We start from the raw sequence: 16,441 nt of genomic DNA on the forward strand, positions 1-16,441 counted from the left end.
TGTACTGATTTGCCGGATTAGCTCAGTTGGTAGAGCATCGGTATCGTAAACCGAGGGTCAGGTGTTCGAGTCACCTATCCGGCATCAAAGGTAAAGCGTTGTTTCACGGATTGATCACCGTGGAGCAGCGTTTTTTTGTGAGTCAAGGTAATGGTTCATTAATGAAATCAATTGTATAAACGAAATTTTTTTAAATAAAAATGATCAGGTAAATAAACGGGCTTAGCAGGGGCTTAGGTGATTTGTTGCGAAGAATGGTAACGTGGCCCAAAACGTTTCCTTGAATGGCAGAGCAGGCGTGTGGCGGCTTCTTATGGTTGCCCTAGTTGGTCGTTGTAGAAATGGCGATAAGATTAAAAAAAACACGAGAAAATGGCGAATAAATTAAAAGAAGGTTTGACTATCGCCATTTAAAACAGCTATACTTGTTTTATCGTTTTTTTAACGGTTGTCATAACCATGCGTTTGACATTATTGAGAATGCCCGAAAGACGTAATCATAACGATTACCATTGGGGATCAATTAGGAGGATTCTTTTGGAAAATAAGAAATATGATACAGCGTTCTTTGGTCAGCCACGAGGGCTGGCAACGCTGTTCTTCACCGAAATGTGGGAACGTTTCAGTTACTACGGGATGCGTGCCATTCTGTTGTTCTACATGTACTTTGCAATTGATAAGGGTGGTCTGGGCTTTAGCCAGGCAACCGCAACATCCATTATGGCGATTTACGGATCACTGGTTTACTTATCCAGTGTTCTTGGTGGGTTCTTGAGTGACCGTGTCTTTGGACCACGGCGGACCGTCTTTATGGGTGGGATCCTGATCATGTTTGGGCACATTGCCTTAGCAATCCCTGCTGGTGCCTCTGCACTGTTTGCTTCCATTGGCTTGATCGTTATTGGAACCGGGTTGTTGAAGCCCAACGTTTCCGAAATGGTTGGGGCCTTATATAGCCCAGAAGACCGCCGGCGTGACGCTGGGTTTAACATCTTCGTCTTTGGGATCAACATGGGGAGCTTGTTTGCCCCTTATATCGTTGGGACATTAGGGGAAGAAGTTAACTTCCACCTCGGGTTCTCATTGGCCGCTGTTGGGATGTTCTTTGGTCTTCTCCAGTACTGGATCGATGGTCGCAAGTACTTAAGCAAGGATGGATTATACCCATCTGACCCAATCGAAAGTGACGAAGTTCGGCCACTGGTGATTCGTTGGGGCTTAGGTATCGTTGCTGTTGTGCTGGTTGTTATCTTGATGGCCTTAATGGGTGCCTTAACGCTTAAGAACATCATCTTAATGATCAGTATCATTGCCATCGCAACACCAGTTGTTTACTTTATCTTGATGTTATCCAGTAAAAAGGTGACGACAAACGAACGTCATCACGTGATTGCGTACATTCCGTTATTTATCGCTGCCATGTTATTCTGGGCAATTGAAGAACAAGGTTCCGTTGTGTTGGCCTTGTTTGCACAACAACGGACCGTTTTGACCATTGGTTCATGGACGATGCCAGCGGCTTACTTCCAATCACTGAACCCAATGTTCATCATGCTGTACACACCAATTTTCGCCATTCTCTGGACGCGCCTTGGTAAACGTCAGCCAAGTACGACTGCGAAGTTTGCTTACGGATTGATTATTGCGGGTGTTTCCTACCTGTTCATGGCAATTCCTGGGTGGTTATTCGGAACTGCCGGACGGGTTTCCATGCTTTGGTTGATCGGAAGCTGGGCCATCATTGAAGTGGCTGAACTGCTGATTTCACCAATCGGGTTGTCTGTGACAACGCGGTTAGCGCCAAAAGCGTTCCGTTCACAAATGATGAGTATGTGGTTCTTAGCCGACGCTGCTGGACAAGCGGTGAACGCACAAATCGTTCAATTCTACACGGCAAAGACAGAAGTTGCTTACTTCGTCGCTATTGGAGCCGTTAGTGTGATCTTAGGAATCATCTTATTCATCTTCAGAAAACCAATCTTTGGCTTAATGAAGGACGTTGAAATTGCGGCTGACTAAGGTCGTTCTTTCACTCAATTGAACATTACTGTATGATGAGGTGTAACCGACAAAACGTTGGTTACACCTTTTTATTTTGGGAGGCGTACAAATGGTACGGGTTGCAATCACGAGTGACAATCACTTTGATGTTAATCAATTAGACAGCGACGAATTGCTAAAACACCAGGCGGTCGTCCTTTCAGATCGCCACATTGATTATTACGTCATTGCCGGTGATACGTTTAATGACTTTACCCAAACGGTTCGTTATGTTGATCGCCTTCAGCACGAATTGGGGAGTCAAACGGAGGTCGTCTTTTTAGCGGGCAATCACGACATGGGGCACGGGGTGACGTACGCTGAACTGGAAACACGGATCAATGCGCATTACCTGCATAATCAATTTATTGACCTTCCCAACACGAACTGGCGTCTGATTGGGAATAACGGGTGGTACGATTATACGTTTGCTGAACAGCTCTTCAATGAACGTGCCCAAGAGGACTTTGCGCAGTGGAAACGGGCGTTTTGGTACGATGGAATCATTGAACAACCGATGACAGATCCTGAACGGGAAGACATTGTTTTAACGCAGACGGCCAACCAGTTATTAGCCGCTAATGAGGCGCACCGGCAGATTTTGTACGTCACTCATTTTGTGCCCCGGGCCGAGTACATCCGGGTGACGACGGACAACCGGTTTTGGAACATGGCAAACGCCTTACTGGGCAGTCGGCGATTGGGCGAGGTGCTCACAAAGGGGCAGGTAAACTACGCACAGTTTGGTCATTTACACATCAAACCGGCACCACGTGAACTGGGCGGGGTGATGTATTTTGACCAAGCGGTTGGGTACCATACACACCGGGCAAACGAATGGGGCCACCAGGATTTTATGAGTGAGTGGCTTACCCGGTTACGGATTCTTGATCTTGAATAATTGTTAGAAACACTTGAATTTAACAGCGGTCTTCGTTAAAATAAGAAAGTTGTTAAATTATGGCGGAATAGCGAAGTGGCTAAACGCAGCGGTCTGTAAAACCGCCCCGAAAGGTTCGTTGGTTCGAATCCAACTTCCGCCATTTATTTTTGGGATATAGCCAAGTGGTAAGGCAACGGACTTTGACTCCGTCATGCGCTGGTTCGAATCCAGCTATCCCAGTCTTTTAACGATCACCGTCAATTACGGTGGTCGTTTTTTTGTGCGCTGATCACTAAACTAACGGGGCTTATGCGTCACGGTAATGCAGTTGTTGAAGTCCATGGACGGTCCTCATGAAACTCTGTGGTGCAAGCGTGTTCGCAGGTAGCCACAAATCAACCGTCGTCTGATCGCCACCGGAAAGAGATTCAATGTGAGCGTTGACGACGTTTAATAACTGGCGGGGGTTCCCAAGGTTTAGTTGCGTAATTGAATTGATGTTGACACTTTCCATGATGGCATACTGGGCGTTTGTTCGGCCGGTGAGGACCGCAACCTTAATGATGCGGTGGCGAAAAACGATGACGGCCACCCAATGAACGAACGGATTATACTTTTTTCGTTGAAAGATGATCAACTGACAATCTTCATTTGCCCATAGTGGGTCGGTTAGTAACGGTGTTAAACATGAAATTGTGGTTGAAAGGGACTCGTTGGTATATGAAATGGATTGATACCATTGTCTTGTCATAATTGCCTCGATGATGTAGCAAAGTTAGCGGTTCCCAATGCGTCCGCTAGTGTGTGTGCCACTAGCACCGCCTGGGGGTCAATAACAGGTAAATGCGGCGCGGGTTCGCGTAAATTAGCCAGCGCTAATTCGGAGCACCCTAAAATAACAGCGTCAGCACCCAGCCGAAGCATGTCGGTAATCAGTTTATGAAAAAGCGTTCGATCAACAAAGTGCCGTGCTCTGATGTCCTGAACAAGCAACGTTGTCGTTTCTTCGATAATTTCAGCCGATGGGTGAACGGGCTGGTAGCCGGCAGTAAGGAGCTCCTGGTCATAAATGCTTTGTAAGACAACGTCCTGGGGTCCGAGGAGCCCAATGCGCTGAGCGCCAGGAGTTAGCTGATTGATTGCGGCGATACTATCCCGTGGCATGTTAAGAATGGGAATCGTGGTTTGCCGTTGTAAGTCATCCAGCCAAAAGTAGGCGAAGTGGCTTGGAATCACCAGAAAGTCGGGTGCTAGTGCCAACAGCTGATGGAAGCTTTCGTTCAATCGGAGATAGTGTGCTGTTTGGATGGGTGACTGAGCTACCGGGACCGCATCGTTTAAAAGCACGTAATTAAGTGCATCATGAGTGCTAAGACGTCGCAATCGTGCTAAATAAGTGTCTGTGGCGGCTGTCTCCATACCGCCAAGAACACCAAAGAAATGCTTCAAGGTCGTTTCACTCCTTTGCAAATGATAACGCGGTCAGTATTTGATCACCGCCAAAATAATGACCTGGTTATAGGTGACATGGGCAATCATTGTGTACTGACCAAGATTAAATTTAATTGCCTGCGCTGGTGCTTCGATCTGCTCAATGGTGTGACCATGAGCAAGTGGATTGAACCCAGCGTTTTTTTTGAGCCATGAAATAAGAATGACAGCCTCCTTTTTTGGGAGCGCCATAAGTTGATCGACTGCGGTTACCGTGTACCCCAAGTTGTATTCCATAAGGCTAGTGTCCTTTGTTTAACTGACTTGCTAGCGTCTCAGTCTTCATCAACTGCGGATTTTTCCGATATTGGGCATAGGCCGTTTCGTAAATTGCCGTATCCAGTTTATTTTGAACGTTTGCGAGTGCAGCAGTCCGGAGAAGATCTGGCAGTGGCTGGTTAGTTGTTGAAGCGAAGTGGTTCAATAAATCAAATTCTTGGGTGCTGAGATGAACCGGAATGGTTGGCATGATCTGGTTACCGTCCTTTGAGAGATTTGAGTGACTGATGAGCAAAAAAAGCGTCGATATTGATGCTAAGAAGACGTCAGTCAAGAAAGAATCTTGTGAAAATAACGACATGAATTAAATTGTTGACGCTATGATGCGTATGGAATGAGATGCTTTTTCTTTGAATCTAAAATAAAACGAATGGAAATAGATGCTTGTTCTTTTATATAAAAAGTGTAACATTGTTCGTGGAAAATGAATACGCTTACAGCGAAATTGTTAAATCAGTTGAAGTAAGCTGCCATTTCAGTTTCCGATGTTGCACTTTTTTTGAAAACTGGCCAGTTTTCGTTAATTAAAGTTAATTCGAAAATAAAACGAAAAAAATCACAAGGAAGTGTTCTCATGCAGATTGCCGTTATTAAAGAGCAAAAAGAAGGGGAAGGGCGTGTCGCCGCAACTCCTGAAAATGTTCGCAAAATGGTGGAAGCAGGCAATGAAGTACTTGTTGAAAAAAATGCCGGCGTTGGTGCTGGTTTTGCTAATGATGAATATGCCGAGGCTGGTGGCAAGATTGTCAGTCATGAAGAGGGTTGGAAGGCAGAATTAATCATCAAGGTTAAGGAACCAGATGCCGAGGAATATAAATATTTCTCCAAAGGAAAAATCGTCTGGGGCTTTCAACACCTGGCTTCATCTAAGCCAACCGTTGAAGCAATGATGAAAGCTGGAACCACCGCAATTGGTGCCGAGACCATCGTGAAAGATGGCAAGCTCGAATTGTTAGCACCCGTTAGTCAAATCGCTGGGCGGCGGTCAATTATCATGGGCGCTTATTATCTTGAAGCCCAACATCAGGGTGAAGGCATCTTACTTCCAGGGATTAATTTCCCAGGGATTCATGCTGGGAACGTGGTCATCTTTGGTGGTGGGAACGCTGCTGAAGGAGCTGCTGACATGGCGCTCGGCATGGGCTGTTCAGTGGTCATCATTGAATTAAACGATGACAAGATTGCTGAAATTAAAAACCATTATGAAGGCAAGAACCTTCGCGTTGTGAAATCAAACGAAGAGAACTTGGCTAAGGAAATCAAGGATGCGGACATCTTCGTTTCGACAATTTTGATTCCGGGTTCTAAGCCACCGAAGCTTGTGAAAGAAGCTATGGTTAAGTCCATGAAGAAGGGCAGCGTGATCGTTGACGTGGCCATTGATCAGGGTGGAACCGTTGAAACGATCGACCATCCAACGACGATTGATGATCCTGTCTTCGTTAAAGACGGTGTTGTGCACTACGCTGTGCCAAATCAACCGGGTGCTGTCCCACGTACCTCAACGATGGCATTGGCTGCTGGTAACTTACCGTACCTGTTGGAAATTGCCGAAAAGGGCATTGTTGATGCCATCAAGACCAATGACGCATTGGCTTCAGGTGTCAATCTGTATGAAGGCAAGGTCACAAATGAAGGCCTCGCCAAATCGTTAGATGAACCATACACAAAACTTGATGTTTAAGGATGTTCGCTAGTTGGACAGAGGAGGGGCCAGCCCTTTCTTTTACACAGACTTGTGAATAAATTACCGTACACTAAACTTTCAACTTCTAGGAGTGAATAAAATGGCTGCAAATGAATTAGTTGCAAAGACTTTTGACTTAGTAAATATCCAAGATATTGAAGAAGCAAAATCGATTGTAAGTAAAAATGCACGGCGGACACCTTTAGTAAAATCAATGTTTTTAAGCCGCAATGTGGTTGGCGGAGACGTTTATCTTAAGTTGGAAAACATGCAGTTGACCGGTTCATTTAAGTTCCGCGGTGCCAATAATAAAATGAATCATTTAACTGCTGAAGAAAAGAAACGTGGTGTGATTACCGCTTCAGCAGGGAACCATGCCCAAGGGGTCGCATTGAGTGGAAAGTTGCTGGGAGTCGACACGACGGTTGTTATGCCAGATGAAGCACCACAAATGAAGCGTGATGCAACCGCTGGATACGGGGCCTCCGTTGATATGCACGGGGCAACGTTTGATGACGCACATGCGTGGATGCATGAACGTGCAGAAAAGGAAGGCAAGACGATCGTTGATCCGTTTAACGATAAGTACGTGGTTGCCGGGCAAGGAACCCTTGGGTTGGAAATTCTTGATGACCTTTGGGATGTCGACACCGTTGTCGTTCCTGTCGGTGGTGGCGGACTGATTGCTGGGGTTGCCACTGCATTGAAGTCATTTAACCCATCCATTCACATTGTCGGTGTTCAATCCGAAAATGTTCACGGGATGGAAGCTTCCGTTGAGGCCGGCCACATCGTGTCACATCACACGGATTTCACACTTGCTGATGGAACTGATGTTGCAACGCCAGGGGACGTTACCTTCCCAATCGTTCAGAACCTTGTGGATGAAATTGTCCTGGTTAGCGAAGAAGAAATCGCAACGGCAATGAAGGATCTGCTTCAACGGACAAAGGTTGTTGCGGAAGGTGCTGGGGCACTGCCAACTGCTGCATTGGAAGCACACAAAATTGACGATAAGTGGTTAAAGGATAAGAAGGTTGTCGCGCTTGTTTCCGGGGGAAACGTTGACCTGGCCCGTGTGTCAAACATCATTGATCACTTTTTCTCACCAGTTGCTGCTGATGGGGGAATTGGCTAGCACCAGTTGTTCATTAAGTGACCTAACCCACTGATGCAGAGCATCGAGGATGTTGCACCTTTTGATGCAACATCCTTTTTCTTTAAACGTAAAAAAGGATGATTTTGTATGGATAAGGAAGACCAGCAGTTATCACGGTCTTTGAAAAGTCGGCATATTCAGATGATTGCGATTGGGGGTGCCATTGGAACCGGACTGTTTCTTGGGTCTGGAACCGCCATTCGTGAAGCAGGGCCATCGATCATCTTGGCGTATTTTATTGCAGGAAGTTTTTGCTTCTTTTTGATGAGATCAATCGGTGAACTGCTGCTATCAGACACAAATTTGCACTCGTTTATTGATTTCATTAAACGCTATCTGGGAAATCGCTTTGAGTTTGTGACCGGATGGACCTATTGGTTTTGCTGGATCACCATCGCAATGGCCGATTTAACGGCCTCGGGAATCTACATGAGGTTTTGGTTCCCGCATTTCCCACAGTGGGCAACACCACTGATCATCATCCTGCTTTTGATGATGGTTAACCTTGCAGACGTTGGTTTATTTGGTGAAATGGAATCCTGGTTTGCCATGATTAAAGTGGTGGCCATTTTGGCAATGATTGCCGGTGGTTTGTACTTAGTGATGATTGGCTATAAAACGCCAACGTCAACGGCAAGCTTTAAAAATTTAGTGGCACACGGCGGCTTTTTCCCAACCGGAGTAACGGGATTTTTAAACGCCTTCCAGATGGTTATTTTTGCTTTTGTCGGCATCGAAATGGTGGGCCTGACCGCTGGTGAAACGGAAGATCCAGAGAAAAATTTACCTAAAGCCATTAACAACCTGCCAATTCGGATTGGTCTGTTTTACATCGGCTCAATGGTTATCACGATGGCGATTTATCCGTGGAATAAACTGATGGCCAATCAAAGCCCGTTTGTTCAGGTCTTCTCTGATATTGGCATTCAGTCGGCAGCAGCAATCATTAATTTTGTTGTCCTGACGGCAGCAATGTCTGCTTGCAATAGCGCCATTTTTAGTACGAGTCGCACGCTAAGATCATTGGCTGTTGGCGGCAACGCCCCGCGTTTTTTTGCAAAACTGAATAAACGTCATGTACCAAATAACGCGTTGCAATTCTCGTCGCTCGTGCTCTTTGTGGTCGTTATTTTAAACTATCTCATTCCAAAAGGCGTCTTTAACCTGGTGTCGGGTGTTGCCACCATGAATTTTATCTTCGTTTGGTCTGTCCTCATCATTGCACACCTTGCGTATCGTAAACGGTTGTTAGAAAAGCATGAACAACCAGCGTCATTTACAATGCCGTTTTTCCCGTACTCGAATTATCTAACGTTGACGTTCTTTTTCGGCGTTTTAATCGTTCTATTGTTTGAAAAAAACACGCGTGTTTCGATTATGATTTCAGCTGCGTGGTTCGTCATAATGTTCGCCGTGTTTGAGTTCTATCAGAAACATAAACAGCTTAATTAGAGGTGAAGAACATGGAAAATAAAGGGGATTCCAACACCAATACTGGCTTAAAGAAGACGATTGGCTTTTTCCCGGCATTATCGACCGTTATGGGGACTGTCATTGGAACGGGGGTTTTCTTCAAGGCCGCCGCAGTGACTGAATCAACCGGCACTGCCAGTCTAGCGATGCTAGCGTGGTTCTTGGGTGGTGTCATCACCATCTGTGCCGGGCTGACGGGGGCCGAATTGGCCGCCGCATTTCCAGAAACTGGTGGCCTGACCCGGTACATTGAACACACGTATGGTGGGTTCTGGGGGTTTCTAGCGGGCTGGGCGCAAGCCATTATTTACTTTCCGGCGAATGTGGCCGCAATTGCAATTGCGTTTGGGACACAATTCGCTAATCTGTTTGGACTTAAGCAAAGTTGGATCGTCCCGGTTGCGATGATTACAGCATTGTCACTGGTTTTGATCAACTGGATCAGTGCCAAAGCGGGCGGCTGGGTGACCTCTGTCACGTTGGTTGTTAAATTAATTCCGTTAGTCTTGATCGTTGTTTTAGGCTTCTTTCATTCCGGTGGGGTCAACTTTTCACTCTTTCCAGTGGTTGCCGGTCCGCACCGCGCCTTTTGGACGGCGCTGGGGAATGCCTTGTTAGCGACCATGTTTGCTTACGATGGGTGGATCCACGTTGGGAATATTGCTGGTGAAATGAAGAATCCGAAAAAGGATCTTCCCCGCGCAATCGCCCTTGGAATTGGGTGCATTATGCTTGTCTATTTACTGGTCAACGCGGTGTTCTTATCCGTTGAACCAGTGAGTCATGTGGCCGGAAACCTTAACGTGGCTTCTGATGTTGCCAAGGTTTTGTTTGGTGGCATGGGTGGCAAGTTTGTCACCATCGGAATTTTGATTTCGGTTTATGGTGGGCTCAACGGCTACACCATGACCGGGATGCGGATTCCGTATGTAATGGGTGTTGAACACAAGCTGCCATTTGGCGATGTTTCTTCTAAACTGAACAAGGCGGGCATTCCGTGGGCCGCAGGATTAATTCAGTATGTGATTGCCTTTGTGATGATGCTTTCCGGTCAATTTGACGCAATTACCAATATGTTGATCTTTGTGATTTGGGTCTTCTATTGCATGGCGTTTGTGGCTGTCATCGTTCTTCGACGAAAACAACCGGAGTTAAACCGGCCGTACAAGGTTCCGTTGTACCCGTGGATCCCGATCATTGCGTTAATTGGTGGTTTGTTCATTTTAATTAACACGTTGTTCACACAGTTTGTGACAACAGCAATTGGGATTGTCGTGACGGCACTGGGCATTCCGTTCTACTATTATTTGAAGAACAAGTGGCATTACGATAGCGACAGTCACAAAGAAAAGTAATTATTTGTGTTGAAAGACTACTATATATTAGTAGTCTTTTTTGGTTTTTAAAGCGGCACCGTGCTATAATTAGCATACGAACACACGTTTGATGGAGGGGTAAACAAATGGCAGAAGAGACATCCTTATTTGAACAAGCTGATGAAGTTAATCAACCGTTAGCAAGCCGGATGCGCCCGCAAACGTTGGCCGAGTTTGCGGGGCAGCAGCATTTAATCGGGCCTGGTAAAGTGCTTCGCCAGCTGATTGATAGTGATGTGTTGTCGTCACTCATCTTTTGGGGTCCACCCGGGGTGGGAAAGACAACATTAGCAAGAATCATTGCTAACCAGACGCAAGCGCGCTTCATTAACTTCAGTGCGGTGACCAGTGGCATCAAAGAGATCCGGCAGGTCATGACGGACGCCGAGGAAAACCAGCAACTTGGTGAACGAACAATCGTTTTTGTGGATGAAATTCACCGGTTTAATAAGGCCCAGCAGGACGCTTTTTTACCGTTTGTGGAAAAGGGGAGCATTACGCTGATTGGGGCCACGACGGAGAACCCCTCGTTTGAAATTAATTCGGCCTTGCTGTCACGAACGAAGGTGTTTGTGCTTCGCCAGCTGACACACGATGACTTAGAGCGGTTACTTCAGCAAGCGCTGACTGATCCGCGTGGCTTTGGTAAGCAAACGATTCAGATCGACCCGGCCACCGTGGCAGCCATTGCAGATTTTGCCAACGGGGATGCACGAGTGGCGCTCAACACCCTGGAAATGGCCGTGCTGAATGGTCAGCAGATCAATGGGGTGACGGCAGTTGATCAAGCGGATGTGGCCCAGCTCGTTTCCCGGAAATCGCTCATGTACGATAAAAAGGGGGATGAGCATTACAACATCATTTCGGCTTTGCATAAATCCATGCGCAATTCGGATGTGGATGCGGCGTTGTACTGGCTGTCCCGGATGCTTGAAGGTGGCGAAGATCCGTTATACGTTGCCCGCCGGTTGATTCGGTTTGCTAGTGAGGACGTCGGTTTGGCAGATTCACGGGCGTTAGAAATCACCGTTGCTGCCTATCAAGCCGCCCATTTGATCGGCATGCCGGAGTGTACCGTTAACCTGGCACAGGCGGTCACGTATTTGGCGTTAGCACCAAAATCAAACGCCATTTACACCGCGTATGCGGCAGCGAAGACGGACGCACTGGATTCCTTGGCAGAACCGGTGCCATTGCAAATTCGCAATGCCCCCACCAAGTTGATGGCAGATCTTCACTACGGGGAGGATTATCAATATGCCCATGACGCGGCGGACAAACTGACGACGCTCCAAACCATGCCAGATAATTTGGTTGGTCACACGTATTACGAACCAACGACGCAGGGATCGGAGCGGCGAATTGGGGAGCGTTTGGCCCAGATCAAGGCATGGCATGCAGCTCATGATCCGCACCAGTAAGTGTTAAAAATAATGAAGAAGCCCGTTCTGATTGGTGACCTGATTGGTCGTTTGCTGCGGTAATGGTTTAGCAAACGAACCATGGCGTCACGCTTGGAACGGGTTGTTTTTTTAGAAAGTAAGTGCAGGCGGTTGCATTAGTGGTCTATATCGGTTACATTCTAATCAGATAAGTCTTTAAACCGGATACATAATTTAGTGGTCGACCTGTTTAACGGCGAAACGGTAATTGAACGGAAAATGAAGGGATGATCAGACATGCGATTAGGTTTTATTGGTGTTGGCGGAATGGCACAAGCAATTATTAACGGGTTGTTAGACGCGGATGCACTTGCACCTGCTGACATTATTGTTCATAGTGCCCATCCAGCCCATTATCAACAGTTTGCAGAGACGACGGGGGTTCAAACGGCGGCAACAAATGCCGAAGTGGCCAAGAATAGTGATTTCGTTGTGCTTGCGGTTACCCCGATTATGGCCGCAGATGTGCTTAAGGAAATCCGTGAACAGTTAAATTCTGGCCAAAAGGTCCTCATTTCCATCGTGGCTGGCTTGAGTCTTCAAAAGATGGAGGAGTTAGCTGGTTTTGATCTGCCCATTTTGCGGACGTTACCAAACGTCAATGTCGCCATCGGTGCGGGAATGACAGCGGTGGCTGCTAATGAAAACTTGACGGGTGCAAAGTTAGCGGATGCAAAGGGGCTCTTCGATGCTGTGGGTAGTACGGCTGCATTAGCAGAACGTGACTTTAGTACCTTTTCAGCGTTAGCAGGTAGCTCACCGGCCTTCATCTATTTCTTCATTGACGCCTTGTCACGAGCTGGTGTTAAACATGGGTTAACAAAGGCTGAAGCAACGCGGATCGCGGCCGCTGTTACGGAGGGTTCCGCAAAGATGGTCCTTCAATCCTCCGAAAACCCGTTTGGGCTCATTGACCAGGTGTCTTCACCGGGTGGCTCAACGGTGGCAGGATTACTTGCAATGGAAGAAGCCGGGTTAATGACGGCGGTGGTTAAGGGAATCGACGCCACCATCAAACGGGATCAAGAATAACGTCGTTGTCAAAATGGTCTATACCAGCTATACTGGAAGCGTAACCAAATGAGCTTTTTCAATTGAGGAGGAAGATTCAATGAGTACGGTTTTAAAGCATGCGATCATTTATACAGGTGAGGAAAAAATTAACGACGGCTACATCCGCTTTAGCGATAAGGTTGAGGCGGTTGGCGCGATGAGTGACTACGTTGCCGAACCTGATGACGAAGTTGAATTTGTTTCTGGTAAGATGATCGTTCCTGGATTCATCGACGTTCACTGTCATGGGGGCTACAGCTTCGATGCAATGGATGGGGATGCCGACCAAATTGATGAAATGACAAACGACATGATCCATGAAGGGGTAACAACGTTATTCCCAACGACCATGACGCAATCAACAGAACAATTGGACGGTGCGATGAAAGGGATTGCGGCCGCTGCGGAAAAGAATCCCGTCATCAAAGGGGTTCATTTGGAAGGGCCCTTTATCTCAGCAACGTTTAAGGGTGCCCAACCGGAACAATACATCACTGATCCAAACGTTGACCTGTTGGATAATTGGAACAAGTTATCCGGTAACCGGGTTCGGTTGATCACGTATGCGCCAGAAGATCCTGGTTCACGTGACTTTGAAAAGTACTGCTTGAGTCACAACATTGTGCCATCCGTGGGTCACAGTAACGCAACGCGTGAACAATTGTTGGCTTCCAAAGCAACACACGTGACGCACTTGTACAATGCGCAACGTGAATTCAAGCACCGTGAACCAGGGGTTACGGGACACGCCATGCTTGAAAATAACATGTACTGTGAGCTGATCTGTGATGGGTTCCACATTGTCCCTGACATGATCAAGTTGGCTTATGACCAAAAGGGGCCTGAACGCATTGATCTTGTGACAGATTCCATGCGGGCTAAAGGGATGCCAGAGGGAGTTAGCGAACTTGGCGGCCAAAAGGTGATCGTTAAGGACAAGCAGGCACGGTTGGAATCCGGTAACTTGGCTGGCTCTGTTTTGCGGTATGATGACGCCTTTAGAAACATCCAGTACTTTACTGGGTGTGGAATTGAAGAAGCCGTTCAAATGTCGTCTGTTAACCAAGCGGAAGAATTTGGTCTCACCACAAAAGGGGTTTTGGCAGCCGGTAAGGACGCTGATTTTAACCTGATGGACCGGACGCAAAACCTTGAACGGACTTACAGTTACGGACGGCGGTTTGACGATTAATTACGGACTTAAATAAATTCATTAAAGTTAAGGGATGAACAACATGGCCTCACCCATTTACATTCAAATTCATAATCAGTTGCGAAAGGCTGTTGAAGACGGTCAGTGGCAGGTTGGGGATAAGATCCCCTCTGAGCGTGAACTCGCCATTCAGTTTGGCGTGAGCCGGATGACGTTACGTCAAGCGGTGCAAACACTGGTGGAAGAAGGCTTGCTTGAACGCCGTGTTGGTGCCGGGACGTACGTTGCGAATCGAAAGGTTCAGGAACGGATGTCTGGGGTGACGAGTTTTACTGAACTCATGGAACAGGCAGGGAAAGTACCGTCATCACGCACGGTTTCCTACCACATCACAACGCCATCACTTTCGGAAAGTGAAAAGTTGCAGCTGGCGCCAGATGAACAGGTCCTCCGAATGGAACGGATTCGTTATGGTAATGATGAACCGATTTGTTTTGAAGTGGCAACGGTTCCTGAACGGCTGATTCAGAAATTTTCGAAAGAAGACGTTACCAACTCGCTGTATCATGTCCTGGAGGACGAGGCTGGTTTAACGGTCGGTCATGCCCAGCAAACAGTTTCTGCGATGACAGCCAGTGAACGGGTTGCAGAATATTTGAATGTAAAACGGAATGATCCGTTGTTACGATTGCGGCAGGTGTCATTTTTAGACGATGGAACACCGTTTGAATATGTTCGGACACAGTATGTCGGAAATCGCTTTGAGTTCTACCTGGAACGTTAATATGAATGGCGAACGGCTGGACATGTGTCCGGTCGTTTTTTTTACGTTTGGTTTAAAACAAATGACGTGAAAGCACGTCGCTTTGGGTCGGTTATGGTAAAATGATGAATAACTTACAAGGGACAAGAGAAGGGACTTAGATTAGGATGGTAATGCGGTATCCAGATGATAGTTTGACGCTTCACACGGACGCTTACGAAGTTAACATGGTCCAAACGTATTTTGAAGATGGGGTGGCTGATCGTCACGCTGTCTTTGAACTGTACTTTCGTGATTTACCGTTTCACAATGGTTATGCGGTGTTTGCCGGACTAGAACGAATTGTAAACTACATTAACCAGTTACGGTTTACGGACACTGATTTGGCCTATTTGAAGTCAACAAACCAGTACCCCGAAGATTTTCTAAACTACCTGCGGGACTTCCAGTTTACGGGAACCATTCGGGCGGCTAAAGAAGGGGACCTGGTTTTCAATAATGAACCGCTCGTTCAGGTCGAAGGCACGCTGGCTGATTGCCAGATTGTTGAGACGGCGCTCCTAAACATCGTGAACTACCAGACGTTAATTGCGACCAAGGCGGCGCGGATTCGGTCCGTGGCGGGTAACGATGGCATCTTGGAATTTGGAACACGGCGGGCGCAGGAAATGGATGCCGCACTGTGGGGTACCCGGGCTGCGTACATCGGTGGGTTTGACGCCACGAGTAACATGCGTGCGGGAAAGATTTTCGGAATTCCTGTGAGCGGAACACACGCCCATAGCTTGGTGCAAACGTACCGGGATGATTACACAGCGTTCATGGCATACGCGAAATCACACCAGGACTGTGTGTTCTTGGTCGACACGTATGACACGTTGCGTTCTGGTGTCCCAAATGCCATTCGGGTCGCCCGTGAACTTGGCGACAAGATCAACTTTTTGGGTGTGCGAATCGATTCTGGTGACATGGCGTACATTTCAAAACGGGTACGTGAACAGCTGGATGAGGCGGGCTTCCCGAACGCAAAAATCTACGCGTCTAATGATCTGGATGAAAAGACGATCACAAACCTGAAGATGCAGGGCGCCAAAATCGACGTGTGGGGCGTGGGCACTAAGCTCATCACCGCGTTTGATCAGCCAGCCCTCGGCGCCGTTTACAAGCTGGTCTCAGTTGAAAATGAACGGGGCACGATGGTTGATACGATCAAACTATCCAGTAACGCAGAAAAGGTTTCGACACCCGGGAAAAAGCAGGTGTGGCGGATTACCAAGAAGGCGGATGGTAAGTCCGAGGGTGACTACATGGCGCTCACGGATGAACGCCCGGATCAAACGAAACGGCTACACATGTTCCATCCAAGCTACACATACATTAATAAAGACGTGACGGATTTTGATGCACGGCCGGTGCTGGTAGATATTTTCCGTGATGGTCAGCAAGTATACGAAGTGCCGACATTACAGGAAACCAGAACGTTTGCCGCAGAACAACTGGCGTCACTGTGGGATGAATACAAGCGGGACCTCAACCCACAAATTTACCCGGTCGATTTATCACAACGGTTGTGGGATCACAAGCAAAGCATTATTAAAGAAGTTCATGACTACGTGAGTTCCTTGAAGTTTGATAACTAGGA

Annotated in this window: 15 protein-coding genes and 3 tRNA genes; 14 read left to right on the top strand and 4 right to left on the bottom strand. The window is 47.2% G+C overall.

The window, feature by feature from the left end:
* The first annotated feature begins 11 nt into the window (after window positions 1-11).
* The 5 genes from ACKTR5_RS09025 to ACKTR5_RS09045 all read left to right on the top strand — a co-directional run bounded on the left by ACKTR5_RS09025 (window position 12) and on the right by ACKTR5_RS09045 (window position 3,163).
* Window positions 12-84 (top strand) — tRNA-Thr (locus tag ACKTR5_RS09025).
* A gap of 396 nt (window positions 85-480) precedes the next feature.
* The gene (locus tag ACKTR5_RS09030; RefSeq protein WP_407880936.1) at window positions 481-2,019 is read left to right on the top strand and encodes a peptide MFS transporter; all 1,539 of its coding nucleotides are present in this window, start codon (window positions 481-483) and stop codon (window positions 2,017-2,019) included.
* Between the two features lie 91 nt (window positions 2,020-2,110).
* Window positions 2,111-2,941: a metallophosphoesterase gene (locus tag ACKTR5_RS09035; protein ID WP_407880937.1), complete on the top strand. Its 831-nt coding sequence runs from the start codon at window positions 2,111-2,113 to the stop codon at window positions 2,939-2,941.
* Window positions 2,942-3,002: 61 nt separating this feature from the next.
* Window positions 3,003-3,083, top strand: a tRNA-Tyr gene (locus tag ACKTR5_RS09040).
* Between the two features lie 8 nt (window positions 3,084-3,091).
* Window positions 3,092-3,163 (top strand) — tRNA-Gln (locus ACKTR5_RS09045).
* Between the two features lie 67 nt (window positions 3,164-3,230).
* Here ACKTR5_RS09045 and ACKTR5_RS09050 read toward each other — a convergent pair.
* From ACKTR5_RS09050 to ACKTR5_RS09065, 4 genes are read right to left on the bottom strand one after another with little or no spacing between them, the layout of a single operon-like run.
* Entirely contained in the window at window positions 3,231-3,674 is a 444-nt protein-coding gene (locus ACKTR5_RS09050) for a hypothetical protein (RefSeq protein WP_407880939.1), read from the bottom strand.
* Complete coding sequence (locus tag ACKTR5_RS09055) at window positions 3,671-4,372, bottom strand: aspartate/glutamate racemase family protein (protein WP_407880941.1); 702 nt, start codon at window positions 4,370-4,372, stop codon at window positions 3,671-3,673. Before ACKTR5_RS09055 ends, ACKTR5_RS09050 begins: the two co-directional genes overlap by 4 nt.
* Window positions 4,373-4,405: 33 nt before the next feature.
* Complete coding sequence (locus ACKTR5_RS09060; protein ID WP_407880942.1) at window positions 4,406-4,651, bottom strand: hypothetical protein; 246 nt, start codon at window positions 4,649-4,651, stop codon at window positions 4,406-4,408.
* Between the two features lie 4 nt (window positions 4,652-4,655).
* A complete protein-coding gene (locus ACKTR5_RS09065) occupies window positions 4,656-4,883 on the bottom strand; it encodes a DUF6290 family protein (RefSeq protein ID WP_407880944.1) in 228 nt (75 codons plus the stop codon).
* A 384-nt stretch (window positions 4,884-5,267) separates the two neighbouring features.
* On the opposite strand from ACKTR5_RS09065, the gene ald reads away from it, so the two are divergent.
* The 9 genes from ald to ACKTR5_RS09110 all read left to right on the top strand — a co-directional run bounded on the left by ald (window position 5,268) and on the right by ACKTR5_RS09110 (window position 16,439).
* Window positions 5,268-6,377 carry an alanine dehydrogenase gene (gene ald, locus ACKTR5_RS09070; RefSeq protein ID WP_407880945.1) on the top strand — a complete coding sequence of 370 codons (1,110 nt, stop codon included), beginning with the start codon at window positions 5,268-5,270 and terminating at the stop codon, window positions 6,375-6,377.
* A gap of 103 nt (window positions 6,378-6,480) precedes the next feature.
* Entirely contained in the window at window positions 6,481-7,518 is a 1,038-nt protein-coding gene (gene tdcB, locus ACKTR5_RS09075; protein WP_407880947.1) for a bifunctional threonine ammonia-lyase/L-serine ammonia-lyase TdcB, read from the top strand.
* 108 nt (window positions 7,519-7,626) lie between these two features.
* A complete protein-coding gene (locus ACKTR5_RS09080; protein ID WP_407880948.1) occupies window positions 7,627-8,991 on the top strand; it encodes an amino acid permease in 1,365 nt (454 codons plus the stop codon).
* Window positions 8,992-9,002: 11 nt separating this feature from the next.
* The gene (locus ACKTR5_RS09085; RefSeq protein WP_407880949.1) at window positions 9,003-10,367 is read left to right on the top strand and encodes an APC family permease; all 1,365 of its coding nucleotides are present in this window, start codon (window positions 9,003-9,005) and stop codon (window positions 10,365-10,367) included.
* Window positions 10,368-10,474: 107 nt separating this feature from the next.
* Window positions 10,475-11,809, top strand: a complete 1,335-nt coding sequence (locus ACKTR5_RS09090) for a replication-associated recombination protein A (protein ID WP_407880951.1) — start codon at window positions 10,475-10,477, stop codon at window positions 11,807-11,809.
* A gap of 258 nt (window positions 11,810-12,067) precedes the next feature.
* On the top strand, window positions 12,068-12,862 hold the full coding sequence (proC, locus tag ACKTR5_RS09095; protein WP_407880953.1) for a pyrroline-5-carboxylate reductase: 795 nt from the start codon (window positions 12,068-12,070) through the stop codon (window positions 12,860-12,862).
* 79 nt (window positions 12,863-12,941) lie between these two features.
* Window positions 12,942-14,075 (top strand): N-acetylglucosamine-6-phosphate deacetylase, encoded by a 1,134-nt coding sequence (gene nagA, locus ACKTR5_RS09100; protein WP_407880954.1) that lies wholly within the window; start codon window positions 12,942-12,944, stop codon window positions 14,073-14,075.
* Between the two features lie 43 nt (window positions 14,076-14,118).
* A complete protein-coding gene (locus tag ACKTR5_RS09105; protein WP_407880956.1) occupies window positions 14,119-14,820 on the top strand; it encodes a GntR family transcriptional regulator in 702 nt (233 codons plus the stop codon).
* A gap of 146 nt (window positions 14,821-14,966) precedes the next feature.
* Window positions 14,967-16,439: a nicotinate phosphoribosyltransferase gene (locus tag ACKTR5_RS09110; RefSeq protein ID WP_407880958.1), complete on the top strand. Its 1,473-nt coding sequence runs from the start codon at window positions 14,967-14,969 to the stop codon at window positions 16,437-16,439.
* Window positions 16,440-16,441 lie beyond the last annotated feature (2 nt).

Source organism: Furfurilactobacillus entadae, from assembly GCF_045862745.1.
Lineage (GTDB): Bacteria > Bacillota > Bacilli > Lactobacillales > Lactobacillaceae > Furfurilactobacillus > Furfurilactobacillus entadae.

Bases quoted from the DNA above. Each gene is read 5' to 3' on its own strand.
- ACKTR5_RS09030 (WP_407880936.1), top strand. From the start codon at position 481: ATGCCCGAAAGACGTAATCATAACGATTACCATTGGGGATCAATTAGG.
- ACKTR5_RS09035 (WP_407880937.1), top strand. From the start codon at position 2,111: ATGGTACGGGTTGCAATCACGAGTGACAATCACTTTGATGTTAATCAA.
- ACKTR5_RS09050 (WP_407880939.1), bottom strand. From the start codon at position 3,674: ATGACAAGACAATGGTATCAATCCATTTCATATACCAACGAGTCCCTT.
- ACKTR5_RS09060 (WP_407880942.1), bottom strand. From the start codon at position 4,651: ATGGAATACAACTTGGGGTACACGGTAACCGCAGTCGATCAACTTATG.
- ACKTR5_RS09065 (WP_407880944.1), bottom strand. From the start codon at position 4,883: ATGCCAACCATTCCGGTTCATCTCAGCACCCAAGAATTTGATTTATTG.
- ald (WP_407880945.1), top strand. From the start codon at position 5,268: ATGCAGATTGCCGTTATTAAAGAGCAAAAAGAAGGGGAAGGGCGTGTC.
- tdcB (WP_407880947.1), top strand. From the start codon at position 6,481: ATGGCTGCAAATGAATTAGTTGCAAAGACTTTTGACTTAGTAAATATC.
- ACKTR5_RS09080 (WP_407880948.1), top strand. From the start codon at position 7,627: ATGGATAAGGAAGACCAGCAGTTATCACGGTCTTTGAAAAGTCGGCAT.
- ACKTR5_RS09085 (WP_407880949.1), top strand. From the start codon at position 9,003: ATGGAAAATAAAGGGGATTCCAACACCAATACTGGCTTAAAGAAGACG.
- ACKTR5_RS09090 (WP_407880951.1), top strand. From the start codon at position 10,475: ATGGCAGAAGAGACATCCTTATTTGAACAAGCTGATGAAGTTAATCAA.
- proC (WP_407880953.1), top strand. From the start codon at position 12,068: ATGCGATTAGGTTTTATTGGTGTTGGCGGAATGGCACAAGCAATTATT.
- nagA (WP_407880954.1), top strand. From the start codon at position 12,942: ATGAGTACGGTTTTAAAGCATGCGATCATTTATACAGGTGAGGAAAAA.
- ACKTR5_RS09105 (WP_407880956.1), top strand. From the start codon at position 14,119: ATGGCCTCACCCATTTACATTCAAATTCATAATCAGTTGCGAAAGGCT.
- ACKTR5_RS09110 (WP_407880958.1), top strand. From the start codon at position 14,967: ATGGTAATGCGGTATCCAGATGATAGTTTGACGCTTCACACGGACGCT.